General features: G+C 62.1%; 29 protein-coding genes. 21 read left to right on the top strand and 8 right to left on the bottom strand.

Going from position 1 to position 26,656, the window contains the following annotated elements:
• Positions 1-231: 231 nt before the first annotated feature.
• The 6 genes from ACZ5ZH_RS12640 to ACZ5ZH_RS12615 are packed head-to-tail and all read left to right on the top strand — an operon-like array spanning position 232 to position 5,160.
• Positions 232-1,101 carry a cytochrome c oxidase subunit II gene (locus tag ACZ5ZH_RS12640; RefSeq protein ID WP_464771726.1) on the top strand — a complete coding sequence of 290 codons (870 nt, stop codon included), beginning with the start codon at positions 232-234 and terminating at the stop codon, positions 1,099-1,101.
• Positions 1,101-2,819 (top strand): cytochrome c oxidase subunit I, encoded by a 1,719-nt coding sequence (locus ACZ5ZH_RS12635; RefSeq protein WP_464771725.1) that lies wholly within the window; start codon positions 1,101-1,103, stop codon positions 2,817-2,819. Before ACZ5ZH_RS12640 ends, ACZ5ZH_RS12635 begins: the two co-directional genes overlap by 1 nt.
• Entirely contained in the window at positions 2,816-3,415 is a 600-nt protein-coding gene (locus tag ACZ5ZH_RS12630) for a cytochrome c oxidase subunit 3 family protein (RefSeq protein WP_464771724.1), read from the top strand. Before ACZ5ZH_RS12635 ends, ACZ5ZH_RS12630 begins: the two co-directional genes overlap by 4 nt.
• A gap of 11 nt (positions 3,416-3,426) precedes the next feature.
• Positions 3,427-4,122, top strand: a complete 696-nt coding sequence (locus ACZ5ZH_RS12625) for a heme-copper oxidase subunit III family protein (protein ID WP_449470898.1) — start codon at positions 3,427-3,429, stop codon at positions 4,120-4,122.
• A gap of 5 nt (positions 4,123-4,127) precedes the next feature.
• Entirely contained in the window at positions 4,128-4,481 is a 354-nt protein-coding gene (locus ACZ5ZH_RS12620) for a cytochrome C oxidase subunit IV family protein (protein WP_449470896.1), read from the top strand.
• Positions 4,482-4,485: 4 nt separating this feature from the next.
• Positions 4,486-5,160, top strand: coding sequence for a c-type cytochrome (locus tag ACZ5ZH_RS12615; RefSeq protein WP_464771723.1), 675 nt, complete (start codon positions 4,486-4,488; stop codon positions 5,158-5,160).
• Between the two features lie 51 nt (positions 5,161-5,211).
• Here the strand turns inward: ACZ5ZH_RS12615 and ACZ5ZH_RS12610 are convergent, their stop codons facing one another.
• On the bottom strand, positions 5,212-6,012 hold the full coding sequence (locus ACZ5ZH_RS12610; RefSeq protein WP_464771722.1) for a DUF2189 domain-containing protein: 801 nt from the start codon (positions 6,010-6,012) through the stop codon (positions 5,212-5,214).
• A 312-nt stretch (positions 6,013-6,324) separates the two neighbouring features.
• On the opposite strand from ACZ5ZH_RS12610, the gene katG reads away from it, so the two are divergent.
• Complete coding sequence (gene katG / locus ACZ5ZH_RS12605; RefSeq protein WP_464771721.1) at positions 6,325-8,574, top strand: catalase/peroxidase HPI; 2,250 nt, start codon at positions 6,325-6,327, stop codon at positions 8,572-8,574.
• Positions 8,575-8,630: 56 nt separating this feature from the next.
• On the opposite strand, the gene ACZ5ZH_RS12600 is transcribed toward katG, so the two are convergent.
• Complete coding sequence (locus tag ACZ5ZH_RS12600) at positions 8,631-9,248, bottom strand: hypothetical protein (protein WP_464771720.1); 618 nt, start codon at positions 9,246-9,248, stop codon at positions 8,631-8,633.
• A 168-nt stretch (positions 9,249-9,416) separates the two neighbouring features.
• Between ACZ5ZH_RS12600 and ACZ5ZH_RS12595 the strand changes: the two genes are divergently transcribed.
• The 8 genes from ACZ5ZH_RS12595 to ACZ5ZH_RS12560 all read left to right on the top strand — a co-directional run bounded on the left by ACZ5ZH_RS12595 (position 9,417) and on the right by ACZ5ZH_RS12560 (position 15,670).
• Positions 9,417-10,235, top strand: a complete 819-nt coding sequence (locus ACZ5ZH_RS12595; protein WP_464771719.1) for an alpha/beta fold hydrolase — start codon at positions 9,417-9,419, stop codon at positions 10,233-10,235.
• Between the two features lie 14 nt (positions 10,236-10,249).
• On the top strand, positions 10,250-10,540 hold the full coding sequence (locus tag ACZ5ZH_RS12590; protein WP_464771718.1) for a hypothetical protein: 291 nt from the start codon (positions 10,250-10,252) through the stop codon (positions 10,538-10,540).
• Positions 10,537-11,142, top strand: a complete 606-nt coding sequence (locus ACZ5ZH_RS12585) for an alpha-ketoglutarate-dependent dioxygenase AlkB (protein WP_464771717.1) — start codon at positions 10,537-10,539, stop codon at positions 11,140-11,142. The genes ACZ5ZH_RS12590 and ACZ5ZH_RS12585 overlap by 4 nt, the downstream gene beginning before the upstream one ends.
• Before the next feature lie 60 nt (positions 11,143-11,202).
• A complete protein-coding gene (gene xth, locus ACZ5ZH_RS12580; protein ID WP_464771716.1) occupies positions 11,203-11,991 on the top strand; it encodes an exodeoxyribonuclease III in 789 nt (262 codons plus the stop codon).
• Positions 11,988-13,028 (top strand): ATP-dependent DNA ligase, encoded by a 1,041-nt coding sequence (locus tag ACZ5ZH_RS12575; RefSeq protein WP_464771715.1) that lies wholly within the window; start codon positions 11,988-11,990, stop codon positions 13,026-13,028. Before xth ends, ACZ5ZH_RS12575 begins: the two co-directional genes overlap by 4 nt.
• 135 nt (positions 13,029-13,163) lie before the next feature.
• Positions 13,164-14,060, top strand: a complete 897-nt coding sequence (locus ACZ5ZH_RS12570; protein WP_464771714.1) for an iron-containing redox enzyme family protein — start codon at positions 13,164-13,166, stop codon at positions 14,058-14,060.
• Positions 14,060-14,371: a response regulator gene (locus ACZ5ZH_RS12565; RefSeq protein WP_464771713.1), complete on the top strand. Its 312-nt coding sequence runs from the start codon at positions 14,060-14,062 to the stop codon at positions 14,369-14,371. The genes ACZ5ZH_RS12570 and ACZ5ZH_RS12565 overlap by 1 nt, the downstream gene beginning before the upstream one ends.
• 78 nt (positions 14,372-14,449) lie before the next feature.
• A complete protein-coding gene (locus ACZ5ZH_RS12560) occupies positions 14,450-15,670 on the top strand; it encodes an MBL fold metallo-hydrolase (RefSeq protein WP_464772655.1) in 1,221 nt (406 codons plus the stop codon).
• Position 15,671: 1 nt separating this feature from the next.
• Here ACZ5ZH_RS12560 and ACZ5ZH_RS12555 read toward each other — a convergent pair whose 3' ends face one another.
• The 5 genes from ACZ5ZH_RS12555 to ACZ5ZH_RS12535 all read right to left on the bottom strand — a co-directional run bounded on the left by ACZ5ZH_RS12555 (position 15,672) and on the right by ACZ5ZH_RS12535 (position 18,602).
• Positions 15,672-16,145: a hypothetical protein gene (locus ACZ5ZH_RS12555; protein ID WP_464771712.1), complete on the bottom strand. Its 474-nt coding sequence runs from the start codon at positions 16,143-16,145 to the stop codon at positions 15,672-15,674.
• Between the two features lie 130 nt (positions 16,146-16,275).
• Positions 16,276-16,776, bottom strand: coding sequence for a DUF3617 domain-containing protein (locus ACZ5ZH_RS12550; protein ID WP_460987249.1), 501 nt, complete (start codon positions 16,774-16,776; stop codon positions 16,276-16,278).
• A 78-nt stretch (positions 16,777-16,854) separates the two neighbouring features.
• Positions 16,855-17,130, bottom strand: a complete 276-nt coding sequence (locus ACZ5ZH_RS12545; protein WP_464772654.1) for an HNH endonuclease — start codon at positions 17,128-17,130, stop codon at positions 16,855-16,857.
• Between the two features lie 4 nt (positions 17,131-17,134).
• Entirely contained in the window at positions 17,135-17,671 is a 537-nt protein-coding gene (locus ACZ5ZH_RS12540; protein WP_460987248.1) for a DUF3617 domain-containing protein, read from the bottom strand.
• A gap of 88 nt (positions 17,672-17,759) precedes the next feature.
• Entirely contained in the window at positions 17,760-18,602 is an 843-nt protein-coding gene (locus ACZ5ZH_RS12535) for an acid phosphatase (RefSeq protein WP_460987247.1), read from the bottom strand.
• Between the two features lie 55 nt (positions 18,603-18,657).
• On the opposite strand from ACZ5ZH_RS12535, the gene uvrB reads away from it, so the two are divergent.
• The 5 genes from uvrB to ACZ5ZH_RS12510 all read left to right on the top strand — a co-directional run bounded on the left by uvrB (position 18,658) and on the right by ACZ5ZH_RS12510 (position 22,988).
• Positions 18,658-20,841, top strand: coding sequence for an excinuclease ABC subunit UvrB (gene uvrB / locus ACZ5ZH_RS12530; RefSeq protein WP_464771710.1), 2,184 nt, complete (start codon positions 18,658-18,660; stop codon positions 20,839-20,841).
• A 47-nt stretch (positions 20,842-20,888) separates the two neighbouring features.
• Positions 20,889-21,374 carry a disulfide bond formation protein B gene (locus tag ACZ5ZH_RS12525; RefSeq protein ID WP_464771709.1) on the top strand — a complete coding sequence of 162 codons (486 nt, stop codon included), beginning with the start codon at positions 20,889-20,891 and terminating at the stop codon, positions 21,372-21,374.
• Positions 21,371-21,925 (top strand): demethoxyubiquinone hydroxylase family protein, encoded by a 555-nt coding sequence (locus tag ACZ5ZH_RS12520; RefSeq protein ID WP_464771708.1) that lies wholly within the window; start codon positions 21,371-21,373, stop codon positions 21,923-21,925. Before ACZ5ZH_RS12525 ends, ACZ5ZH_RS12520 begins: the two co-directional genes overlap by 4 nt.
• Before the next feature lie 13 nt (positions 21,926-21,938).
• Positions 21,939-22,505 (top strand): hypothetical protein, encoded by a 567-nt coding sequence (locus ACZ5ZH_RS12515; protein WP_464771707.1) that lies wholly within the window; start codon positions 21,939-21,941, stop codon positions 22,503-22,505.
• 87 nt (positions 22,506-22,592) lie between these two features.
• Positions 22,593-22,988 carry a hypothetical protein gene (locus ACZ5ZH_RS12510; RefSeq protein WP_464771706.1) on the top strand — a complete coding sequence of 132 codons (396 nt, stop codon included), beginning with the start codon at positions 22,593-22,595 and terminating at the stop codon, positions 22,986-22,988.
• Between the two features lie 46 nt (positions 22,989-23,034).
• Here the strand turns inward: ACZ5ZH_RS12510 and pip are convergent, their stop codons facing one another.
• On the bottom strand, positions 23,035-23,976 hold the full coding sequence (pip, locus tag ACZ5ZH_RS12505) for a prolyl aminopeptidase (RefSeq protein WP_464771705.1): 942 nt from the start codon (positions 23,974-23,976) through the stop codon (positions 23,035-23,037).
• 155 nt (positions 23,977-24,131) lie between these two features.
• Between pip and ACZ5ZH_RS12500 the strand changes: the two genes are divergently transcribed.
• Positions 24,132-26,651, top strand: a complete 2,520-nt coding sequence (locus ACZ5ZH_RS12500; protein WP_464771704.1) for a TonB-dependent receptor — start codon at positions 24,132-24,134, stop codon at positions 26,649-26,651.
• Positions 26,652-26,656: the final 5 nt, after the last annotated feature.

Raw genomic sequence — 26,656 nt, 5'->3', positions numbered from 1 at the left:
CAGGCATAATGATTAACCCCTTCGGGCATCGCGTGACGCAAGAGGCGCAGCCCTTCCCCCTTCCGCGCACCCGCGCGCGGCAGTCTTAAATCCCGGGAAGCGGTATCGCGGCTAACCACTTCCACCCGGTGCGATTTTTCTATAGATTACCAATGCGGTTATTTCCGGGGCGACTCAATTAAAGCCGGGTCAATGGCTGTGAGGCGCGCCTGCATCAATGGGAGAGAGCCTGTGCCGATTGCGATCGCCATCGCCCTGCTGGTGTTTGGTTCGGTCGCATTTCACCTGTTCAGCCCATGGTGGCGGACGCCGATCGCTTCCAATTGGGGCTCCATTGATTCCGCGCTGGACGTAACGCTCTGGATCTGCGCGGCCGCTTTCATCCTTCTCAACCTGTTCCTGGCCTGGGTGCTGGTCCGCTACCGACATCGCACCGGACACAAGGCGCATTATGAGCCGGAAAACGCCTCATTGGAGAAAAGGCTGACGCTCTGGACGGCGATCGGCATCGCGGGGATGCTGGCTCCGGGTCTGGCCGCATGGGGCCGATATGTTTCCGTGCCGCAGGACGCCACTGTCATTGAGGCGGTGGGGCAGCAATGGCAGTGGTCCTTCCGCTATCCCGGACCCGATGGCGTGCTAGGCGCAGCGGCGGTCAAATATGTGACGCCTGACAACGCGCTCGGCCTCGATCCCTTGGACCCGTTCGGACGCGATGATGTGCTCATAGAGGCGGGTGACCTGCATCTGCCGCTGGGCAAGCCGGTCAAGATGGTGCTGCGGTCCAAGGATGTGCTGCACGACTTCTATGTGCCGGAGTTCCGGGCAAAGATGGATCTCGTGCCCGGCATCGTCACCTATTTCTGGATGACCCCGACCAAGGTGGGCACGTTCGACATCCTCTGCGCCGAACTGTGCGGCACGGGCCACCATGAAATGCGCGGGCGCGTGGTGGTGGAGTCGCCCAAGGCTTTCGCCGCCTGGCAAGCGCAGCAGACGAGCTTTGGACAAATCCTGGCCGAAACGCCACCTGCCGCCATGTCCATCCTGCTGATCAAGGCCAATGCCTGCAGCGTCCCCGCGTCCTGGAGCAAGAGTTGATGGCTACCACCCTGGCTGACGACCTGCGGCCGCTGCATCATCCCCACAGTTGGGTCACCAGATATGTCTGGAGCCAGGATCATAAGGTCATTGCCATCCAATATAGCCTGACCGCCATCGCGATCGGGCTGGTGGCACTGGTGCTGTCCGCGCTTATGCGGCTGCAACTCGGCTTTCCCGGCGCCTTCCCCGCGATCCAGCCCGACAATTACCTCCAGTTCGTGTCGATGCATGGCATGATCATGGTCGTCTATCTGCTGACGGCGCTGCTGCTCGGGGGCTTTGGCAATTACCTCATCCCGTTGATGATCGGCGCGCGGGACATGGTGTTCCCGTTCGTCAATATGCTGAGCTACTGGCTCTATTTGCTGTCGGTCATCGTGCTCGTATCGGGCTTTTTCGTTCCGGGCGGACCCACGGGCGCGGGCTGGACGCTCTATCCCCCGCAGGCGATCAGCGAGGGAACACCCGGTCATCAATGGGGCATCGCCACCATGCTGGTGAGCCTCGCCATCTTCGTGGCCGCTTTCACCATGGGCGGGCTGAATTATGTGACGACGGTGCTGCAAGCGCGCACGAAGGGCATGACGCTGATGCGAATGCCGCTATCAGTATGGGGCATCTTCACCGCGTCGATCATGGGCCTGCTCGCCTTCCCGGCGCTGTTCGTCGCGGCGATCATGATGCTGTTCGACCATTTCGCGGGCACCAGCTTCTTCATGCCGACGATGCAATCGATGGGCGCAATCACCCCGACAGAGGGAGGAAGCCCCCTCCTCTTCCAGCATCTCTTCTGGTTCTTCGGCCATCCCGAAGTCTATATCGTCGCCCTGCCGGCCTTCGGCATCGTATCGGACCTGATCAGCGTCCACGCCCGGCGCAACATCTTCGGCTATCGCATGATGGTGTGGGCGATCGTCATCATCGGCGCCCTGAGCTTTCTCGTTTGGGCGCACCATATGTATGTGAGCGGCATGAATCCCTATTTCGGGTTCTTCTTTGCGACATCGACGCTGATCATTGCCATACCGACGGCGATCAAGGTCTATAACTGGCTACTGACATTGTGGCGCGGCGACATTCATCTGCGCGTGCCGATGCTGTTCGCGATCGCGTTCATCTTCACCTTCATCCATGGCGGGCTGTCGGGGCTATTTCTGGGCAATGTCAGCGTGGATGTCCCGCTGTCCGATACCTTCTTCGTCGTCGCCCATTTCCACATGGTCATGGGCGTGTCTCCGGTGCTGGTGATCTTCGGCGCGATCTATCATTGGTATCCCAAGATCTTCGGGCGAATGTGGAACGAGACCTTGGGCAAGCTCCACTTCTGGATCACCTTCCTTGGCGTATATGCGATTTTCCTGCCGATGCATTATCTGGGCATATTGGGCGTGCCGCGCCGTTATTATGCGTTGGGCGAAGCGGGGTTCATCCCGCCGTCGGTGCATCTGGCCAATGAATGGATCAGCATTGCGGCACTGATCGTCTTTGCTGCGCAGGGATTATTCTTCTTCAACATGATCTGGAGCCGTTTTTGGGGACCGCGCGCAGACCCGAACCCGTGGGGCGCGGCGAGCCTAGAGTGGCAAACGCCGCAGACGCCGCCAGCACATGGCAATTGGGGACCGGCCCTGCCCACCGTCTATCGCTGGCCCTATGATTATAGCGTGCCGGGCGCGCCTCGCGACTTCATCCCCCAGACGGAGCCGCGCTCATGACGATCCTCTCGCGCCTTGCGGAGAGAAGCTGGGAACCGGCGAGCGATCGTGACCCGGCGTCTCCATCCGCGAGCCGCCCGTCCGCCGGGAGCGTGGGGCTCCGCGTCTATTTCGCCGTTGCGCTGGTCATGTTCTCGCTACTGGGCGCGGCCTATTTCATGCGTATGGGGCTGCACGCCGCCATGGGGCATGCGGACGACTGGGTCGCCATGCCCGATCCGCCGCTGCTCTGGGTCAATAGCGGGATATTGGTCGCGAGCAGCATAGCATGGGAGATCGCGCGCCGATCCAACGTAACTGGACGAGCGGCAGGCGCTTCCCTCGCGGGCGCTGCGCTCGGCCTGGCATTCCTCTTCGGTCAATGGCTGCTGTGGCGTCACTATCTTGGCGACGGCTATTATCTGTCGTCCAATCCGGCCAACGCCTTCTTTTATCTGCTGACGGCGCTTCACGGTCTTCACATTGTCGGAGGCTTGGTAGCCGCCGCCTGGGTGCTGGCGGAGCGAAACCCCGACCATATCCGCCTTTGCGCCGTCTACTGGCATTTCCTGCTCTTCATCTGGATTTTGATCGCCGCCCTGCTCGTATCGACATGAGGTCCATCGCCATGGCTCACACGGTGCCCGACGGAAGAGACAAGGAGATTATCACTCCCGCCTTGCGGGAGATTGTCGCCGACTGGTCCGCCGATCAGGAAGTCTTCCGCCACACCCATTGGGGCAAGGCGATGATGTGGATATTCCTGCTGTCGGATACCTTCATATTTTCCTGCTTCCTGACAGGTTACATGACAATGCGGGCGTCGGCGGTCGAGCCCTGGCCCAATACAGCGGAAGTCTTCGCGCTCAATATCGGCGGGCACGACATTCCGCTGGTCTTGATCGCGATCATGACATTCGCGCTCATCAGTTCGAGCGGCACCATGGCGATGGCGGTCAATTTCGGTTACCGGCGCGACCGGCGAAAGACAGCTATCCTCATGCTGGTGACGGCGCTGTTCGGCCTGACTTTCCTGTCGATGCAAGCGTTCGAATGGAGCAAGCTGATCTTCGAGGAAGGCGTGCGCCCCTGGAGCAATCCGATGGGCGCGCCGCAATTTGGCGCAAGTTTCTTCATGATCACCGGCTTCCACGGCCTGCATGTGACCTGCGGCGTCATCCTGCTGCTGATCATCGCGTCCAAGGTGGCGCGCGGACATTATGACAGGACGGGCGACTATAGCCCGGTAGAGATCGCGGGGCTCTACTGGCATTTCGTCGACCTCGTCTGGGTCTTTATCTTCGCCTTCTTCTACCTTTGGTGATGTCCATGAAGCATGAGATACCCGGCAGCGATAGCTCCATAGTCCATGAAGGGCAGCATCATCCGATCAGCCTCTACCTGAAGGTCTGGGGCTATCTCTTCGTGCTGAGCGCCATGTCCTACATGGTGGACTATATGCATGTGCAGGGGATCGTCCGCTGGACGCTGATCATCCTGTTCATGCTGCTGAAGGCCGGGCTGATCCTGTCCATTTTCATGCATCTCGCCTGGGAAAGGCTGTCGCTGATCTACGCGATCCTCGTGCCGCCGCTGCTGCTGCTGGTGCTGGTGCGGATCATGACGATCGAGGCGGATTATGCCTATTGGACGCGCGCGATCTTCATGGGTGGGGGAGGATGAAGCCATGAACCGGATGCGCTGGCTGGTGACGGGGCTGTGCGTCGTGGGTGCCACGGGCGCGCTCTGGAGCTTCAATTGGTTTGCCGGGCGGCTTTATCCAAATGCCAATGCAGGCTCCCTCGCCTACAAGCCCGCCGACGACATGCCGCCGCGCGTGGACATGGCGTCGGTGCAGCGGGACTGGCCATCCAGCCTTGGCGACCCGGGCGAGGGCAACCGGCTGATCGCCTATCACCGGGATATGCGCGGCAAGTCGCCCGCGCCATCCTCTGCCGCCGCCGCTACCCCTGCGGCGGCGCCAGTCGACCTTGGCACATTGCTCGCCAGCGCGGATGCGAATGCTGGCAAGGCGAAGACGCAGCTTTGCGCCAGTTGCCACGACTTTAGCCAGGGAGGACCAAACCGCATCGGGCCTAATCTGTGGGGCGTGGTAGGGCGGCCGGTCGCCAGCCATGCGGGCTTTGCCTATTCCCCTGCGATGAAAGCGCATGGGGGCAGTTGGACCTACGACCAGCTATTCGCGTTCCTCGCCTCGCCAATGCGGGATGTGCCGGGAACGAAGATGAGCTTTGCAGGGCTTCGCCGTCCGGAAGATCGGGCGGCTGTCATCAAATATCTGGCGACGTTGGGAGGCGGAGCGCCACCCTTGCCGAAACCGGCCGCCCAAGCCGGTCAATGACCTGTCCGACACCCGCTCCCGAAAAGTGGAGCAGGTGTCGTCAGCGCAACCTCAGCGCACGACCGCGCGCGTGTAGAGATGCCAGGTCGAATATCCCAGCAGCGGCAGCACGACGGCCAGTCCGACGAGCCCCGGCAATGCGCCCAGGATCAGTAGCCCCACCACGATCAGCCCCCAGGCTGCTACGGTCACGGGACTGGCCCGCGCGACCCGAACCGATGTCCGCAGCGCGTTGCCCCAACTGACCTTCTTATCGATGATCATCGGGAAGGACACCACGCTGACCGCCAGCGTGATGATGGCAAAACACAGGCCGACAAGATTGCCGACGATGATCATCTGCCAACCTTCGGCGGTTCCGAACACCGCATTCACAAAGGCTCCTAAGGATGAGACGACTTCAGGTCCGAACCGGCCCACGGTCGCATTATAGATGAACCAGGCAGCGGCCAGCCATCCCAGGAACAGCAAGGCCGTAATGCTGGTGAGATCGAACAGCGACGGCGCCGAAGGCCCCCGGACCACGTCCAGGAAATGGCGCCAGCGGGAATCCAGTCCATGTTCCCGACGCCGGGCAAGTTCATAAAAGCCGCTGGCCAAGGCAGGGCTGAACAGGACGGAACCCGCGAGCAGCGGAAACAGCAGCGGCAGGATCGACACGCGGCTGGCTACCAGAATGGCGAACAGCACGACAACCGGATAGATCAACCCAATGAACACCAGATCGCCGCGCTTGGCCTGAAAATCTTCCCAGCCCTGTCGCAGCGAGATACGCAGATCATCAAAGCCGATCTTGCGGATTTCATAATCGTCCCGATTGGAAGTCAGATCAGCTGGATGCGTAATCGCCATGGTCGCTCTCCCTTCGCGAAGTTACCATGACGGACGCTCAACCTTCAATCCTCAGTCGGGACCGGTGACGGGGGCGGCCTGTTAGCCTGCGCAGCGCATCGTCTCGGCATGAGGGACGCCTCATGGCCAACAGCGGCAGATTACACCAAAGCGTAATGGAGCGGAACCAAAAAGCAGTCTATCCTTGCCCTGGGAGCCGTCCTGACGAGCCTTCAGTGATCGCTTTTATCGATCACCATGACCAATCTTAATCGCTTCCTTAGCTAGCAGGCCGGGTTTAGCCTGCCCTCTGTACTCAAAGGAGCCAAAATCATGGACGCGAAAACTGGTGAAAGCCCGCTGGGCTGCCCGATGAAGGAGCCAGCTGCGCTGCGGTCATTGCTGGGGCGCACCAACCGCGACTGGTGGCCCAATCAATTGTCGCTCGAAATCCTTCATCAAGACGGCGCGCACGCCAATCCGATGGGCGAGTCCTTCGACTATGCGAAGGAATTCGCATCGCTCGACCTGGAAGCGGTCAAGAAAGACCTCCACGCCCTGATGACCGACAGCCAGCCATGGTGGCCCGCGGACTACGGGCATTATGGCCCTTTCTTCATCCGCATGGCCTGGCACAGCGCGGGCACCTATCGCACGGGCGACGGGCGCGGCGGCGCATCTTCGGGCGGGCAGCGTTTCGCACCGCTCAACAGCTGGCCCGACAATGCCAATCTGGACAAGGCACGCCGCCTGCTGTGGCCGATCAAGCAGAAATATGGCCGCAAACTGTCCTGGGCGGACCTGATGATCCTGACCGGCAACGTCGCCATTGAGTCGATGGGCGGTCCCGTCTTCGGCTTCGGCGGCGGGCGCGAGGATGTGTGGGAACCGGAGAAGGATATCTACTGGGGCACGGAAGAACAGTGGGTCGGCAATCCCGACAACCAGACCCGCATCCAGCCCGACAAGGAAATGGCGCTGGAAAATCCCCTCGCGGCGATCCAGATGGGCCTCATCTACGTCAATCCGGAAGGGCCGGGCGGCAATCCCGATCCGCTCCAATCCGCGCGCGACATCCGCGAAACCTTTGCGCGCATGGGCATGAATGACGAAGAGACGCTGGCGCTGACCGCGGGCGGACACACCTTCGGCAAGGCGCATGGCGCGGGCGACGCTTCGAAGATCGGGGCTGAACCCGAAGGCGCGGACATCGCGCAGCAGGGGCTCGGCTGGCAGAGCGGGCATGAAAGCGGCATGGGCGATCATACGATCACGAGCGGCATCGAGGGCGCATGGACGCCAACCCCGATCCAGTGGGACATGAGCTTCTTCCACATGCTGCTCGATTATGATTATGAGCTGGTGAAGAGCCCGGCGGGCGCGCATCAGTGGCAGCCCATCAACCAGAAGCCGGAAGACATGGCGCCCGGCGCACACAGCCCCGACAGGCGGCTGCCGACGATGATGACCACGGCGGACATGGCGTTCCGGGAGGACCCCGAATATCGCAAGATCGCCGAACGCTTCCGCAATGATCCGGACGCTTTCGCCGATGCCTTCTCGCGCGCCTGGTTCAAGCTGTGCCATCGCGACATGGGACCCAAGAGCCGCTACCTAGGGAGCGATGTTCCTGCCGAGGACCTGATCTGGCAGGACCCGATCCCGGCGGCGGACTATGCCCAGATCGAGGAAGTCGACATCGCCGCGTTGAAGCAGGAGATCGCGTCGTCCGGGCTGACCGTATCGGAACTGGTGCAGACGGCATGGGCTTCGGCATCCACTTTCCGGGGATCGGACAAGCGTGGCGGCGTCAATGGCGGACGCATCCGGCTCGCGCCGCAGAAGAATTGGGAGGTGAACCAGCCCGATCAGTTGGCCCGGGTGCTGGGTGTGATGGAAGGTATCAAGGCCAGGTTCGATGGCGCAGCTTCCGGCGGCAAGAAGGTCAGCATCGCCGACCTCATCGTGCTGGGCGGCTCTGTCGGCATCGAAAAGGCGGCGAAGGATGCGGGGCATGATGTGACCGTGCCCTTCACGCCGGGCCGCACCGACGCGTCGCAGGAGCAGACCGATGTCGATGGCTTCGCCGTGCTGGAACCGAAGGTGGACGGGTTCCGCAACTATCTGCCAGTCAGCTATCGCGTGCCGGTGGAAGAATTGCTGATCGACCGCGCCAACCTGTTGCGGCTCAGCGCGCCACAGATGACGGTGCTCGTCGGCGGACTGCGGGTGCTGGGCGTCAATCACGGCGGATCGACGCATGGCGTATTCACTGATCGGCCGGGACAGCTCACCAACGACTTCTTCGTCAACCTGCTCGATATGGGCACGGCGTGGAAGGCAGAAAGCGATAAGGGCGACGTGTTCGTCGGCAGCTGCCGCAACTCTGGCGAACGGAAGTGGACGGGCACGCGCGTCGATCTGGTCTTTGGATCGAACTCACAGCTTCGCGCGCTGTCGGAAGTCTATGCGTCGGCCGATTCAGGGCGCAAGTTCGTCGATGACTTCGTCGCGGCATGGGTCAAGGTGATGGACGTCGACCGGTTCGACCTGAAACGATCGGCACTAACCGCCACCGCTTGAACACAAAGGCTGCCGCAGCTTTCATGAGGAAGTGCGGCGGCCAATTTCATTTAACCTCAATGAAGGTCCCGGCGGCCATAATCCGTGTCGCCAAAGCGGCTGGGCCGCGTCATGTGGGACATGCCGTCAGGTTCGCCAGGTTCATGCACCAGTTCTTCAAAGAGCGCGCGATAATGGATCATCGCCTGACGCAGATCCTCGGTATCGGCTTCTCCGCGTGCGTGACGTATGGCGATGTCATGGGCCGAGCGATAATTCTGCACGACTTCCGGGTGATAAACGGACAAGTCGGCTGAACGCCTGTCGAAATCGACGATGGGATAGCCGCGCGCCTCCATTACTTCGGTCAGCAGCACGTCAGCGCGTGACACCGCACCTTGAGGATCATCAACGAACTGGTTCTGGACCTTCATCCAGCCATCGGTGAACATGTCGGTTTGCTGCGGGGAAAGTCGGCGCAGCGAAAAGCTGGCCACACGCTTTTCCCGTTCCTGCAATTCTGCTTCCGCCTTGCGGGAGCTGCCTGCCTCCTCGACAGTGCGGTCATATTCAGGCCCGAATTTCGATCGCAGATTGGCATGCTGCCGGTTGCGCATGATCAGCACGGCTAATCCGGCCAGCAGGACAAGGACGACCAGCCCAAGACCGATTTCCAGCGGAGTGAGCGTCACCATGACATCTCCTTGGCCTGTTTTTAAGGCCGTTTATGACGCCCGCCGCCGATGTTGTTAACCGGGGTGAAGGGGCTTTGTTCCCGCAGGACGAAGACGAGGAAATCGAAGCGGAGGGAACGATGCGCCGCGCCACCGGTTGCCCTCACTCCCCTATCAGGAGTGGCTCCCATGCATATCGAAACCCGTGAAGGTCATGTCATCCATGTGAAGGACATGGGGTCGGGCCACCCGGTGATCCTGATCCACGGCTGGCCCCTGACCGGCGACATGTGGGAATATCAAACGCTTGCGCTGCTAGATTCGGGCTATCGCGTGATTACCTATGATCGTCGCGGTTTCGGGCAATCGGGTCATCCCGCCGATGGCTATAATTATGACGTGTTCGCGGACGATCTCGCCGCCGTCATTGATTGGGTGGGCGCGGCCAAAGTCTCCCTCGTCGGATTTTCCATGGGAGGCGGCGAAATCGCGCGATACCTGTCGCGCCATGGTTCGGCGAAGGTGGACCGGGTAGCGCTGATCAGCTCTGTCGTGCCGTATCTTCTGAAGGATGACAGCAATCCCGACGGTGTCGATGAATCGGCACTGGACCAGATGCAGGCGCAGGTGCGCGAAGACCGTTTCGCTTTTCTCCAGACCTTCTCCAAAACCTTCTACGGCATCGGCCTTGTTTCCAAACCTGTCAGCAGCGCCTTGCTCGACTGGACATTCATGCTGGCGGTCATGGCGAGCCCGAAGGCGACGATCGATTGCATTCACGCCTTTGGCCGAACCGATTTCCGGCCTGACCTGGGCGCGTTCACCATACCGACGCTGATTATCCACGGGACGAGCGACAAGACGGTGCCGATCGATCCTACCGGGCGAGCAGCGACCGCTGCGATACCGGGGGCGCAGCTCATCGAATATGATGGCGAACCGCATGGCCTGTTCGCAACCGCGCCGGATCGGTTGAACGCCGATCTGCTGAGCTTCCTCGCTCAATAAGTGCAGCGCCCGTCATGCAGAAGATAAATCCGTTCGGCCTTATCATGGACAGCTGGCAACTGGGGCTGGAGGCCTGGACGGTGATCGGCCTCAGGATACCCAGGCTGCTGGCAGGCAACCCAGCCGCAGCGCGCGAAGCGCATCTCATGATCGCGGAGAAGATCGAAGCGATAGGCGTGCTGCAATGGAGGGCGATGACCGGCGATCTGGGCACCAGCCCCGATGCCGCGATGCGCGGTTCCATTGCCCATTATCGCAAAGCCGTTGGCCGCAATCGACGACGTCTCGCCCGGCGGAGAAAATGACCCAGCCGAGCCTGTTCGACGCGCCCCTGATTCCCGGACTGGATTATCGCGAAGATATGCTGACCCGCGATGAGGAAGCGATGCTCATCATGAAGATGGACGCGCTGCCTCTGTCGCCGTTCCGCTTTCAAGGATGGACCGGCAAGCGGCTAACGCTATCGCTCGGGTGGACTTATGATTTTGACAATGGCCGCTTCGGCCCAAGCGACCCTATTCCGCCATGGCTTCAACCAATCAAGGCGCGCGCTGCCCCGTTTGCGGGCGTGGCAGATGCCGACCTGGTGCAGGCATTGTTGATCCGATACGATCCAGGGGCGGGCATAGGCTGGCACAGGGACCGGCCGGTCTTCGAACATGTTGTCGGGATTTCATTGGGCAGTCCCACGACATTGCGCTTTCGCAGACGCACGGCGAAGGGGTTCGACCGCCTGTCCGTCCCCGTTGCCGCTCGATCCATCTATCATCTGTCCGGCGAAGCCCGGCATGAATGGGAGCATAGCATCGCGGACGTGGACGCACCCCGCTGGTCAATCACCTTCCGTTCGCTGTCCGCCAAGGGCGCTGAGATGGCGCGCGCCGGAACCACCCGGGCGGCCTTTTGATTGGACGAGTTTTTGGAAACCCTCGAACCAATCGGGTCGCGAAACGTCTTGTGAAAAGCCATGAGGATCGCGACCTATAATGTGAATGGCGTGAACGGGCGCCTACCGGTGCTGCTGCGGTGGCTGGAGCAGGCTGAGCCCGACATTATATGCTTGCAGGAGTTGAAGGCTCCGCAGGAGAATTTTCCCGAGCGCGCCATCCGGGACGCGGGATATGACGCCGTTTGGCACGGGCAGAGCCGGTGGAATGGCGTCGCTATCCTGAGCCGGGTTGGCGCCATCCATGAAACCCGGCGAGCACTGCCCGGCGATCCGGATGATGTGCAGAGCCGCTATATCGAAGCGGCGGTGAACGGGATCCTGATAGCCTGCCTCTACCTTCCCAACGGCAATCCCCGTCCCGGTCCCAAGTTCGACTTCAAGCTCCGCTGGTTCGATCGGCTGCACGCGCATATGGCCTCGCTCATCGACGTGGACGCGCCGGTGATCGTCGCGGGCGACTATAATGTGATGCCGACCGACCTTGACGTGTATGCGCCCGACCGGTGGCGCGACGATGCCCTGTTCGCGCCCGAGGTTCGCGCCGCCTACCAGCGCCTCCTCGATCAGGGATGGAGCGACGCGATCCGGCAGCTGCATCCCGATGAGGTGATCTACAGCTTCTGGAAATATTGGCGTGGCGCCTTTGAGCGCAATGCCGGTCTACGGATCGATCATGCGCTGCTGAACCCGGTTGCCGCCGCCAAGCTGGTCAGCGCGGAGGTCGATACCCGGCCCCGCGCCTGGGAAAAGACGAGCGATCATGCACCGGTCGTAATCACGCTCGACCTGGGCGGAGCGGAGCCATGACGCAGGCCAAGGACCCCAAGGGATTAGCCCTGCCGCTGCCGATGGAGGCTCGGCTTGTGTCCGAACTGCCCAAACCGCCGGGATGGCAATATGAGCCCAAATGGGATGGCTTCCGCGCGGTCGTGGGCCGCGATGGCCCGCAGGCCGACATCCGATCCAAATCCGGCAAGTCGCTCGCGCGTTTCTTTCCGGAAATCATGGATGCACTGCTCGCAACGACCGAGCGCCGCTATCTGCTGGACGGCGAGTTGATCCTGCCGCTGAACGGCGCGCTGTCCTTCGATGCGTTGCAGCAGCGGCTGCATCCGGCGGAGAGCAGAATAGCGCGCCTGTCCCGCGAAACCCCGGCGCACCTAATGCTGTTCGACTGTCTGGCGCTTGGCAGCAGCGACCTCATGCACGCACTGTTGCGCGAACGGCGAAAGGCGCTGGAACGCTTTCACGCGAAGAATGGGACCGAGACGCTGCTCCTGTCCCCTGCCAGCGAGCGGATAGAGGATGCCGACCGCTGGCTGGAAGGCAGCGGCGGCGCACTCGACGGGATCATCGCCAAACAACTGGACCTTCCCTATCGATCCGGCGAGCGCGCAATGATGAAGATGAAGAATTATCGCAGCGCCGACTGCGTGGTCGGCGGGTTCCGCCGCACGGCTGATGGGCATGGCGCTGCATCCTTGCTGCTTGGCCTCTATGATGAGGATGGCAAGCTCAACCATGTGGGCTTCACCTCCGGATTCAAGGCGGATGAGCGTCCTCTTCTGTTGCAACACCTTGAGCCGATTGCGGGAGGCTCCGGCTTCACCGGCAAGGCGCCGGGTGGGCCAAGCCGCTGGAACAAGGGCGAGGAAAGCGTCTGGGAGCCTCTAGCTCCGGAACTGGTTGTAGAAGTGATCTATGATCAGGTGACCGGCGGGCGCTTTCGCCATGGCACGCGCTTTTTGCGCTGGCGGCCCGACAAGGCGCCGCACCAATGCACATGTGATCAGTTGCAGATAGAGCTGCGCCCGGCCGAGATCGATCAATTGCTTGGCGGTTGAGTGAACTGCCAAAACCCCGGTCGACCCGCTTTTGTCCCAGTAAACGCTCTCATACTGATCCCTGTTAGGCATTTTTAAGGGAACGCCGCGCTCTCCCCCGAATTGAACAGGGGTACAATCAGGAGAGTATTTTCCGTGGCTACCCGTTTCGTCGCACCCGAGTGCGCATCGCAATTTCTTCAACAAAGTTTTCAGGAACGCCTCAGTCATTGGAACCGGCAACGTCTTGCCCCCTCCTATCCGGAGGATTGGGAAAGCCGGTTCCGTCAGGATGAAGCCATGCTGCGGTTGGAACATGGCTTCATGGAAGAGCTGCGCGCAACGGTGCGCGACCGCGCGGCAGAGGTGCCGCCCGATCCCGAAGGCTTCATCCAATGGTTCGAGGCGCTGGAGCGGACTGGCCCCGGCCAGCATGACGCGCTGTTTCCCTGGCTCGCCGACCATGCGTCGCGGGACGAAATACGCTGGTTCCTGACGCAGGAAGCGGCCGGTGAAGCTGGCTTTGACGATCTCGTCGCCCTGACGCAGGTGAAGCTCCCCGAGTCCGCCAAGCTGGAACTTGCGCGCAACTATTGGGACGAGATGGGGCGCGGCCAGGAAAAGGGCATGCATGGCCCCATGCTGGCGCAATTGGTCACGACGTTGGAACTGACGCCGACTATCGAGACGACTGTCTGGGAAAGCCTGGCGCTGGCTAACGCGATGACCGCGATGGCGACGCAGCGTTGCTATGCCTGGCACAGCGTCGGCGCGTTGGGCGCGATCGAACTGACCGCGCCGGGCCGATCGGCGCACACCGCGCGCGCCTTGCGACGAATTGGACTCAGCCAGTCGGAGCGACGATATTTTGATCTGCATGCGGTGCTGGACGTCAAACATAGCCGCGACTGGAACGAGCTGGCGATCAAGCCGCTGGTGGCGGAAGACCCTCGCCGCGCCGTCGCAATCGCGGAAGGCGCGCTGATGCGCCTTAGCTGTGGCGAGCGCTGCTTCAACCGCTACCGTAGCCATTTTGGCTTGGAGCAAGGGTGATGGCGCGATCCAACGGCCGCATCCTGATTGTTGAGGACGACCCGCTGCTGGCTGGCATGATGGTCGATTTGCTGCTGGCGGAGGATTATGAAGTGGACGGCCCCCACGCCAGCGTCGGCGACGGCATGGCCGCGCTAGCCACACATATGCCCGATGGCGCGGTGGTAGATTTGCATCATCCCAGCCGTAGCGTGAGCCTCTTGAAGGACGATCTTGAGACCTATGCCATCCCCTTGCTGGAAGGAGAGGATGGCGAGGTGCAGGACCTTCAAGGACGCTTGCTCCCTTGGCTTCGGCATATGCGGCATTGAGGCGCGCGGGATAAGCAACTCTTGTCCCGCGCCATATCGCGGCTATGACCCTGCATCGTGATCGAAGCAGGAGACGGCATGGGCCGCATCATCGGAAAAGTCTTTCGCGGAGCGGGCATCGGGCTACTGTTTCTCGTAATCGCCTTGTGTCTGGCGATCACGATCATCCCGCCCTTTCTCGACCGCATCTATTATGACGGGCCGGTCAGCGGCCATTATGACGGCGAGCACTTCTTCAATCCCGATGGCGAGATCGAGTTTTCCGGTCCTCCGGGGACGAACCGCCGGGGCTTTCTCCTTCGCTGGCTGACGGGACAGGACGAGCGCCCCGAATGGCCGCTGACGGTCGCAGTAAAGCCGACGCGCCCGCCAGCCTTCGCCGCGCCGCGCGGCATGGTGGCGACATGGGTCGGCCATGCCACGGTGCTGGTGCAGGCAGCGGGGGTCAATATCCTTACCGACCCCACCTGGTCCGACTATGCGAGCCCCTTCCCACCTTTAGGACCAAAGCGGGTCGCGCAGCCGGGAATCCGGATGGATGATCTGCCGAAGATCGACCTGATCATCGTCAGCCACAATCATTATGACCATATGGACATACCCACGCTCAAGAAGCTGTGGGAACGAGATCGGCCCAACATCATCGTCAGCCTGGGCAATGAGCGCATCCTGAAGGACAATGGCATTCCGGCGATCGCGCTGGATTGGGGCCAATCCGTGACGGGGGCTGCCCTCAACAATCTGGGGACGCAAACGGTCATCCAGTGTGAAAATTACGAACATTGCCCAGACTATCGCGTCCATGTGCTGCGCAATCATCATTGGAGCAGCCGGTGGGGCACTGATCGCAACCGCGCATTATGGTCGAGTTTCCTCATCGAAACGCGCGCGGGCAACATCTTCTTCGCGGGCGACACGGGGGCTGGCGACATGGCATGGCCCACTGAAGCGGCGCGGTTCGGCCCGATCCGCCTCGCGATGATCCCGATCGGCGCCTTCCGCTTCTGGCCGGGGCAGATGGAGGCGGACTCCCACATCGGGCCGCAGCGCGCGGTCGAGGTGTTCGAAAAGCTCAAGGCATCGACTGCCATTCCCATCCATTGGGGCACATTCCGGCTGTCTTATGAAAAATGGGACACGCCGCCCCGCATGCTGGAGCTTTTCCTGAAATGCGAAGGCATAGAGCGGCAGCGCTTTGCGCCGTTGCGGATCGGCCAGTCCATCCAGGTGCCCGCCTATTCCGCCGTGTCGCATAGTCCAAAACGATGCGACCAACGCGCCATCCGGGCATTGCAATAGGTCAGGCGGGAGGGCCTGCTTTCAGCATCGCGCGCCAATTTTCCGTCGTCATCGCCGTCAGATATTCGGCCTGCATCTCGGCCGTCAGCATCTCCACCATCTGCCGCCCTTCGATCCACAATTCGATCACGCCGAACACGCCGCCACGCTTGCGATATTTGGCGGGCCAGCCTTCGCGCTCCGCGATTGCCATGATCTCTTCGCGGGACAGGGGCGTGGCCAGCGCGGCATGTGTTGCGGTGTAACGGGTTTCGCCAGTCCGCTCCCCGAAGCTATCGGCGTCGCCTTCCTCTTCGCGCAAGACGGTGTCGATCGGATAGACCTCTATGGCGGTGCCCCGGTCATCGCCAGCCATGGCGATCCAACTTCCCGGCGTCACGGGCGGGAAATAGAGCGCCTCGCCGCGCCACATTTCAGCGATAACCTCCGCAACATGCTTTGGATCATGCGCGGCAATCGAAAGATGAAAGAGCATGTCTCGACTCTCCGACATTCTGATGGATGCCGGGCGCGACAATGGCACAGAATCCCGTCGTCAGCATTGGAGATTCCGGACAGGAGACCCTCCGCTGGCAGGCAGCGGAGGGTTTCTTAAGACAGGCTGTTCAGGCCTTGCTGCACTCTCCGGTGCGTTTGCCGGTTACGTCATGGGTGGTGCGCAATACGGGGCTACCTGCGGCGGTCTTCGTCATGGTGCTGCCCAGCGTCAGCGTATCGGCGGTGTAGTTGCCCTCCAGCACGATTTCCGATGTCGCCCCGCCTGACTTGCAGGCCAAGGTCGCGATCAACCGCCCTTTGCGCAGCAGCTTGTCCTTATAGGTGCAATCCTTGCCCTCATCCCCTGCCAGAGCATCGGCATCGGGTGTCCCCTTGGCATCGACGGCGATGCACAGCTTTTCCTCGTCAACCTGCTTCAGCGCGACCTGATATTGTTCGGGCGTGACAGTCGGCGTGTTGTAGCCCGTGGTCTTGCGGGTGATCGTCCATTCCCCCCCCTTGATCACGATGGGCGCTTCGACCGCTTCGGGTGCAGGCGCCTCATTGCCGCATCCGGCCAAGCCAAGCGTCATCGCCAGCGGCAACGCCGCGATTATCGTCTTTCGCATATCCTCTTCCCCTGTTCTCTTACGGAACGGGCAGAGGCTCGCTTGGCGCGCGGCGAAGCGCAAGAGAAAAAAGCGACGCTAGCGTTTCCTGTAGGTCGGCGCGTGGAAGTCGGGCGGCTTGGCCGCGACCCAGCCGAGAAAGCGGGCGATGCCGGGATGCGCGCGAAGGGCGGCGGGATCGCCCCGCGTTCGGGCAAGCTCAACGCTGAGCTGCGCATGGATGGCGCGATGGCAGATTGGATGGACGGGCACCGTTTCGCGCCCGCCTCGGCTTTTCGGCACCGGATGATGCCATTCAACCCGATTGCTTAACGGGCGCGCGCAGAGCCAGCAAAAGCCCTCCACGCCCTCCATCATATCAGGATGCTACGCAGTCCGCGCCAATCCACTTGCCCGTGGTCTTCGCCTTCATGCTCATGTTCATGCCGTTGGGCGCGCCGCTCATCTTCATGTCCATGTGCATTTCATAGCTTTCCGGCGCGTAGTCGCCAGACATGACGGCATTCATCGTGCCATTTTCCGACTTGCAGGCGATCTCGCCCTTCACCGACCCGCCGCTGACGTCGAAGCCCTTGTATGTGCAATCCTTGTTTTCCTGGCCCGAGAACATCTTGCCGCTGGGGTTCGCCGCTTCTTCGGGAGAGACGCAATATTTGATCAAGGTGCGGCTCATCATCTTCTTCATCTGCTCTTTCATCTGATCGCCACCGCCGGGCATGTTCGGCATGTCGATATCCTCGAGCGTATAGGCGCCTTCCCACTGGCCGGGCTTCAGCTGCACCTTCTGAACTTGGGCTTTCACTTCCTCGCGCGTCTGCGGTTCGCCAGAAGGCTTGTCGCCGCAGCTGGCGAGCAACAGCGTGGCAGGAATAATGACGGCCAAGGCTTTAAGCATGATCTTCCCCCGTTGATGCCGGAATGACCCGGCCTGTCTAACCATCAGCATATCAGGACAGGCATAGAATGAAAAATGGTCCTGCGGGCTATTGAGCCAGCGCCGCAGCTTCCTGCGCGCAATCGGGCGCGGTTTCCGAGGGTTTACCGCGCAACGCGGCGACTTCCTTGCGCGCGGCGGCGAGGTCTGCGGCAAATGCGGGTTCGGCGTTGAGACGCATCACGGTGGCGGAGGCGATAACGCGTCCTTCCTCGATATCGCTCAGCCAGTGCACATTGCAAATGCGGCGGCTGTCCCCAAAGGCTCGACCGCGCGCCACCAGCCTTGCCGCGCGATCGGGCATCACTTCTGCCAGGATAAGGCCATAGCCATAGCCGATGGCGCTGTGACCCGAGGGATAGGAGCCATCACGGCGCAGAAACTTTTCCCAATCCGGCGTACAGCTTGGCTTGCCATTATCCATGAAGGGGCGCGGACGCATGTATCGCTTCTTGACGTCGGCGGTGGACATGCCGAGGTCCCCCATCGCACGGGTCAGGAGGCGCGTCAGCGCGGGTGCATGGGCCTGATCGATCAGGAAGCCCGCCGCGCAGGAAAAGGCGGTCGCCGCATGGCCGGGGCGCAGGTCGGCATCGGCCTTGGCGAAATCCCAACGTGCGCTACCCTGCATCGCGACCGCTGCGGCTGCCCCTTCCCTATCGCGCGCCTCGGCCACTGATCCTGCGGCTGGCGGTGGCGGGGAGAGCAACAGGCTGTCAGGAAGCGCGCCGCCGCCAAGATAACCGCTGCCCAGTGGGTTCTTTCCCTGCATGGCCGATGGCGGCGTCTGCGCCGAACCGGCTCCACCGGTCGTCGTCGCGCATGCCTGCAACATGGCCAGCGTGGTAAACAGGAAAATGGCCTTGCGCATCGGGTCCTCCACTATCGTCATGTGGGATGCCTGCCCCACATTGCTGTGGTGCGGGACCATGCCCATATTGCCCCGCATGTCCATTCAGATTCGCACCACGCTGGACGAGCCCGAGACCGGCGAAGGCTTCGTCCCCCACCGTCCTGCACGCCCGGAAAAGAGCGAGGGCGGCAGGCCGTTCAAGCTGGTTTCCGACTATGAACCATCGGGCGACCAGCCCACCGCCATCGCCGAACTGGTCGAACAGGCAAGGGCGGGTGAAAAGGATCAGGTGCTGTTGGGTGTCACCGGCTCTGGCAAGACCTTCACCATGGCCAAGGTGATCGAGGCGATGCAGCGGCCCGCGCTGATCCTTGCTCCCAACAAGATTCTCGCAGCGCAGCTTTACGGTGAGTTCAAGAGCTTCTTCCCGGAGAATGCGGTCGAATATTTCGTCAGCTATTACGACTATTATCAGCCCGAAGCCTATGTGGCGCGATCCGACACCTATATCGAGAAGGAGTCGAGCGTTAACGAGGCGATCGACCGGATGCGCCACTCCGCCACCCGTGCGCTGCTGGAGCGGGACGATGTGATCATCGTCGCGTCGGTATCCTGCCTCTATGGCATCGGCTCGGTCGAGACTTATTCGGCCATGACCTTCTCGATGAAGAAGGGCGGGATCGAGGATCAGCGGGAGATTATCCGCAAGCTGGTGGCGCTCCAGTACAAGCGCAACGATGCCGCCTTCGCGCGCGGCAATTTCCGGGTGAAGGGGGATAATCTGGAGATTTTCCCTTCCCACTATGAGGATACCGCCTGGCGCGTCAGCTTCTTTGGCAATGAGATCGAGGAGATTGTCGAATTCGATCCGCTGACGGGGAAGAAGATCGCGACCCTCGAATATGTGAAGGTCTTCCCCAACAGCCACCATGTCACGCCGGGGCCAACGCTAAAGCAGGCGATGGAAGCAATCCGCTTCGAGCTGACCGAACGGCTGAAAGAGTTGCAGGCAGAGGGCAAGCTGCTGGAGGCGCAGCGGCTGGAGCAGCGGACCAACTTCGATCTGGAGATGATCGCCGCGACCGGCTCCTGCGCGGGGATCGAAAATTACAGCCGCTTCCTGACCGGCCGCCTGCCCGGCGAGCCGCCGCCGACCTTGTTCGAATATCTCCCGGAAAACGCGCTGCTGTTCGTAGACGAAAGCCACCAGACCGTGCCGCAAATTGGCGCGATGGCGCGGGGTGATCATCGGCGCAAGATCACACTCGCCGAATATGGCTTCCGTCTGCCTAGCTGCATCGACAATCGCCCGCTGCGCTTCAACGAATGGGACGCGATGCGGCCGCAGACGGTGAGCGTGTCCGCGACGCCGGGGCCGTGGGAAATGGAACAGACCGGCGGCGCCTTCTCCGAACAGGTCATTCGCCCCACCGGCCTCATCGACCCGCCGGTCGAGATCAAGCCGGTGGAGGATCAGGTGGACGACCTGATCAACGAATGCCGCAAGGTCGCCGCGCAGGGCTATCGCACCCTCGTCACCACGCTGACCAAGCGCATGGCCGAGGATTTGACCGAGTTCATGCATGAGGCGGGGATCAAGGTCCGCTACATGCATAGCGACGTAGAGACGCTGGAGCGTATCGAGCTGATCCGCGACCTGCGGCTGGGCGTCTATGACGTGCTGATCGGCATCAACCTGCTGCGCGAAGGTCTCGACATTCCGGAATGTGGCCTGGTCGCGATCCTCGATGCGGACAAGGAAGGCTTCCTGCGATCGGAAACATCGCTGATCCAGACCATTGGCCGCGCCGCGCGCAACGTGGATGGGCGTGTCATCCTCTACGCCGATCGCATCACCGGCAGCATGGAGCGCGCGCTCAACGAGACCAGCCGTCGCCGTGAAAAGCAGCAGGCGTATAATCTGGAACATGGCATCACGCCGACCACGATCAAGCGCAACATCGGCGACATCATCGCCCATGTCGCGAGCAAGGATCAGGTCACGGTCGATACCGGGCTGGACGACCGCCCACACCTCGTCGGCCATAACCTCCGCGCCTATATCGAGGATCTGGAAAAGAAGATGCGCGCGGCCGCAGCCGACCTCGAATTCGAGGAAGCAGGCCGCATCCGCGACGAAATCCGCAAGCTGGAGGCCGAGGAGTTGGGTCTGCCCGCCGACGAGCAGGTCGCGGCGCCGCGTGGGCGGGCGACCGAAGGCAAGCCGGGCACGCGCAAGCTGCGCTACGGCAAGACCCAGCGGAAGTTCGGGCGCTGACGCAAGTTCAGCATGACGAAAGGTTCGGGGCCGTTTAAGCGGGCATCATGAAGAACTTGCCTGTCGCCCGCGCTATCGCCCTTGCCATGCCGCTGCTGCTGCTGGGCGGCGCCTACGCTTCGCAATATGTAGGCGGCCTGCATCCGTGCGAGATGTGCTGGTGGCAGCGTTATCCGCATATGGCGGCGATCCCGCTCGCGCTGATCGCCTACGCCGTGAAAAGGCGGCCCTGCGTCAGTGCGCTGTTCGCGGGGCTGGCCGGGCTGGCGATCGGAATCAGCGGCGGCATTGGCCTCTTTCATGCGGGGGTCGAATATGGCTGGTGGCAGGGGCTGACCGCCTGCTCGACCACTCCCGCGGCGGGCAACCCTGCGGACATATTGAACCAGATCATGGCGACCCCGATCACCCGTTGCGACGTCGCGCCCTGGACACTCTTCGGCATTTCGCTCGCAGGCTTCAATGGGCTCTTGTCCGGAGCCAGCGCGCTCGCCATCTTGGCCCTGCTGATCAAGTCGAGGAAAGAGGCATGAACGCGCCCAGGGATTTCCCCCGCCCCGGCCGGAAAGTGACGGCCGATGATCGCGCGGCGATGCTGCGCGTCGATCAGGCGGGTGAGTTCGGCGCGACGCGCATTTATGCAGGGCAACTTGCCGTCCTTGGCGATCGCCACCCCGACGCGCGCGTCATCGCGGGCATGGCGGCGCAGGAAGAACGGCATCGCAAGATATTTGACGCGATGATAACGCGGCGCGGCGTAAGACCGACCGCGCTTCGGCCGATCTGGAACGTCGCAGGCTTTGCGCTGGGTGCTGTCACCGCCGCGATCGGCCCACGCGCCGCCATGGCCTGCACCGCCGCGATCGAAACGGAGATCGACCGCCATTATGGCGAACAGCTGGCGGAATTGGCGGGCGATGACCCGGAACTTGCCGCCACCATCACGGATTTTCAGGCGGAAGAAGTCGAACATCGCGAAACCGCGATCGCCCGTGGAGCGGAGCAGGCCCCCGCCTATCCGCTGCTTTCGGGCGTCATTCGCCTGGGGTGCCGGGCTGCAATCGCGCTGTCGAAGCGGATCTGAGGAGATAAGAACGATGATGAAGACCGCGACAGCCGCTATGCTGCTGATGGCCGCGAGCACCCTGCCCGCCATGGCGCAGCAGCAGGCCGGACCCGCGCAGGAGCAGGCACCGACCGCCGCCGCCGGCACGACGGGATCGGAGCGCGTCAATCTGGTCATCGTCTATGGCGACGACGCGTGCCCGCAAAGCGCTGGCACCGACATTGTCGTTTGCGCGCGCAAGGGCGAGGAAGAACGCTACCGCATCCCAGAACCGCTGCGCGGCGATCCCAACAAGCCGAGCAATCAGGCATGGGGCGAGCGCGTACGGTCCATGGAATATGTCGGCCGCACCGGCACGGAAAGCTGCTCGGCCACTGGCCCCGGCGGTTTCACCGGCTGCTTCAACCAGTTGGCAAGGCTTGCCAAGGCGGAACGGCAGGCGGCGGACAATGCCAGCTGGAAGGACTTGGTCGCCGCAGAGCGGGCGCGGCGGCTTTCCACCATCGATGCTGATAGCAAGGCGATCGAAGCGCGAGCCGTAGCGGAGGAAAAGGCGCAGGCCAGCCAACCGCAGCAGACTACACCGACGCAGCCCTGACGGTTGCTCCGGGCGCTTGGCGTCTGGGTAAGGCTGGCGGAATTGGGCACTCCGCCGGTGGACAGGGGCGAAAAGAGGATATCACCTATGCGCTTCCCGGTTCATGCCTTCCTCGCCATGGCCGCGCTTGCACCCATAGCCTTACTCGCCCCAGCCTGGGCCGAGCCGCCACAGCGCGTGTTCAACCTGATCGTCTATGGGAACGACCCCTGTCCCAAAGGCGAAGGCGACGAGATCGTCGTTTGCGCGCGCAAGCCTGAGTCCGAACGCTACCGCATCCCGAAGAAATTGCGCGAAAAGCCCGCCCCGTCCGGTGGGCCGGGCTGGGGTAGCCAAGTGGCCACCATGGAAGAGGTACAGCGCCAGAATCTGCCCGGCAGCTGCTCGGCGATCGGGAGCAACGGTTTTACCGGCTGCACCGCCAAGATGCTGGAACAATGGTTTGCCGAACGGCGGATGCAGGAGTCCAAGGGCGAGCCCTGAGCTTTTGATGCTCGACGATCGCCCATCCCCCTTCACCATCTGAATTTCAGATTGCGAAACTATCCGTAGCGCGGATCAGGGCGTCGAGGATGCCGGGTTCATTATAGGCGTGCCCAGCGCCATCGATCATCTCGAACCGTGCTTCAGGCCATGCCTTGTGCAGCGCCCAGGCGGTCTCGGCGGGACAGGCCATGTCGTAGCGACCCTGAACGATCACGCCGGGAATGTCGCGGAGCTTGCCCGCATCACGGATGAGCTGGCCTTCCTCCAGCCAGCCGCGATGCACGAAATAATGATTTTCGATCCGCGCGAAGGCGAGTGCGAACGCATCATCCTCATGCGTGGCTGACAGTGCAGCGTCTGGCAGCAAACGGATGGTTTCGCCTTCCCATACGCTCCACGCCTTGGCCGCCGCGACTTGCGCCGCACGATCCTCACCCGTCAGGATGCGGTGATAGGCATGAAGCAAGTCGCCACGATCCTCCTCCGCTATGGGCGCAAGGAAGCGTTCCCACTTATCTGGATAGATGCGGCTGGCACCTTCCTGATAATACCAGTCGACCTCCTGCTGGCGGAGCGTGAAGATGCCGCGCAGGATCAATTCGCTGACATTGGCGGGATGGCTCTGTGCATAGGCAAGCGCCAGCGCCGATCCCCAGCTACCGCCGAAGACAAGCCATTGATCAACGCCAATCAACTCCCGCAAGCGCTCTATGTCCGCCACGAGATGCCAGGTCGTATTCGCTTCCAGCGAAGCATGCGGCGTCGAACGGCCGCAACCGCGCTGGTCGAAGAGTAAAATGTCGTAGCGATCCGGATCGAACAGGCGGCGGTGATCGGGCGAGATGCCGCCGCCCGGCCCGCCGTGGAGAAAGACCGCAGGCTTTGCCCCCGGCGTGCCGACGCGCTCCCAATAGACGGAATGATCATCGCCAACGTCGAGGTGGCCGTGAGCGTATGGGTCGATGGCAGGGTACAAAGTGCGCATGCCCTCAGCCTAGGCGAGCCGATGAGCGAAGGGAACCGCAGCGCGTGAAGGCGTCTGCTACATTTTGCGACAAATTAGCCTTGGCCTTGCCAAGATTTTGAGACAGTTCGCCCCTAGTGACGGACCATCAAGAGTTCGCTTTTTCCAAAAGGGGTATGTTCGTGCGCCGACCGGCTTCGCTGATGCTGTTTTTCATGATGGGCGCATCGCCCGCTGCGCTGATGGCGCAGACTTCAGCCCAGGAGCCGCCTGCGCAGATGGACGAAGGCGACGAGATCATCGTCACCGGCCAGCCGCAGCGGGGCGCGGTGCTGGGCAATATCAAGCCTGAGCAGCAGCTTTCCTCCGCCGACATCCGCGCTCTGGGCGTCACCTCCATTTCGGAAATGATCACCGAATTGTCGGCACAGACGAACGGGACCCCGGTCGTGCTGCTGAACGGGAAGCGCATTTCCAGCTTTTCCGAAATCCAGGATATCCCGTCCGAGGCCGTGGCGCGCGTCGATATCCTGCCGGAACAGGTCGCCCTGTCCTATGGCTATGCACCAACGCAGAAGGTGGCGAACATCGTCCTGCGCCAGCGTTTTCGGGCGGAACTGGCCGATCTGCGCGCGGCCACGACCACCGATGGCGGACGGGAAAGCGGGTCGGCCGAGGCGGGCCTGCTGCGCATCCGGGGCGACAATCGCTTTACGTTGAACGTCAAATATAATGCCGCTGCTTCACTACTGGAAAGCGAACGCGGGATCGAACGGACGGCGATCAGTCCGGCGATGATCGACATCACCCGCTTTCGCACGTTGAGCCCGGCGACCGAGAGCGTGTCCGCGAACGCCACCTATGCGCGCGCGCTCGGCGGCGTATCGATGACCGTGAACGGCCGGGTGGAGCTGTCGGACAATGACTCGCTGCAAGGACTGTCTGCCGCCGCACTTGCCGCGCCTATCGGCAACGGGCCGCTCTATGCCGAATTTCTGCGGGACAACCGGCTCGATCAGCAGATTCGCGGAACGACCGGCCATCTGGGCCTGACCTTCAACGGGCTGCTCGGCAAGGGGTGGCAATGGTCCTTCACTGGCAATGGCGACCTGTCGGATACGCGCACGCGAACCGACCGATCGGCGTCGACCGACCGGGCGAGCGCGCGGTCGCAGGCGGTGACGGGCGACCTGCTATTGTCAGGCCCTGTGTTCGACCTGCCTGCGGGCGCCGCTACAAGCTCCGTCCGGGTGGGGGCGTCGGCCAATGGATTTGAGGGCTGGTCGATCCGCAACGGGTTCGAGCAGGACATCGACTATGATCGACAGATCGCCAGCGGACAGGTCACTCTGGACTTGCCGATCACCAGCAAGGTGAGAGGCGTGCTGGGCGCGGTCGGCGATATCGGCGTCAATGTGAATGCGGCGGCGCAAGAGCTTTCGGACTTCGGCACGCTCTCCACCCTTGGTTATGGCCTGCGCTGGCGGCCGATCCCTGCGGTGCAACTGCTGGTGTCCGCGAACCAGGATCGAGCTGCGCCGACGGGGAACCAGCTAAGCGATCCCGAAGTCAGGACGGAGAATGTACCCGTCTTCGATTATCAAAGCGGCCAGACCGTCTTCGTCACGCGGGTAACCGGAGGCAACGCCCAATTGAAGGAAAGCGTGCGCGACCAGTTCCGGCTGAGCGCAACGGTGAAGCCTTTCGACAAGCCCAACCTGACCCTGACAGCGACCTACCTCAACAGCCGGACAAGCAATCCGATCGCGGCATTCCCCGAGCCTACGCCAGCAATCTTGGATGCTTTCGAGGGCCGCTTCACTCGCGTTGGCGGTTTGCTGACCGAAATCGATGCGACGCCGATCAATTATCTGCGCTCGCAAAGCGAACAACTGCGCTGGGGCTTCGACCTCTCCTTCCCGCTGAAGTCGCGCATCCAGAAGTTGGCAGAGGCCTGGCGCGCCGCCGGTGCAAAGCCTGAGGATCGGCCCAAGGAACTGCAGGATATGCGCGCACTGTTCGGCAATCGCGGCGGACGGGGCGGAGAGCGTGGCGCGCAAGCGGGTCAGGATAGCGCTCCGCCGCCTCACGGACAGGAGGGCGGAGACCGACCGCGCGGCGAAGGCGGCTTTGGCGGCCCCGGAGGCGGCGGACGGCCAGGCGGCGGTTTTGGCGGGCCGGGCGGCATGGGTGGCGGACGTGGAGGCGGAGGCGGGCGCCTCAGCTTCAGCCTCTACCACACATGGCATTTTACCGAGAGCATCCTGATCGCACCGGGCGTGCCGGAACTCGATCTGTTGCGTGGCGACGCGACAGGATCATCGGGCGGCCAGCCACGGCATGAGGTGGAGGCGCGCGTCGGCTACACCAACAATGGCCTTGGTGCGCGGCTGGGCATCGATTGGGAAAGCGGCACCCATGTCGATGGCGCGCTGGGCGGCACTTCCCGGCTCAATTTCGACAGTCTGGCGACCGCTAACCTGCGACTATTCGCCAATCTGGGGCAGATGCCGTCGCTTGTGAAGAATCATCCCTTTCTGCGCGGATCGCGGGTATCGATCGGCATCAACAACATCTTCAACACGCGCCGCGATGTGACGGACGCGACCGGAGGAACCCCGCTGCGCTACCAGCAGGGCTATCTCGATCCGCTGGGCCGCACGATCAGCATTTCCTTCCGCAAGCTGTTCTTCTGACTCCT

The organism is Sphingobium sp. TomMM7A, assembly GCF_055397305.1.
The sequence above is the reverse complement of the archived record's forward strand: the minus strand, read 5'-3'. Positions and strand labels throughout refer to the sequence as shown.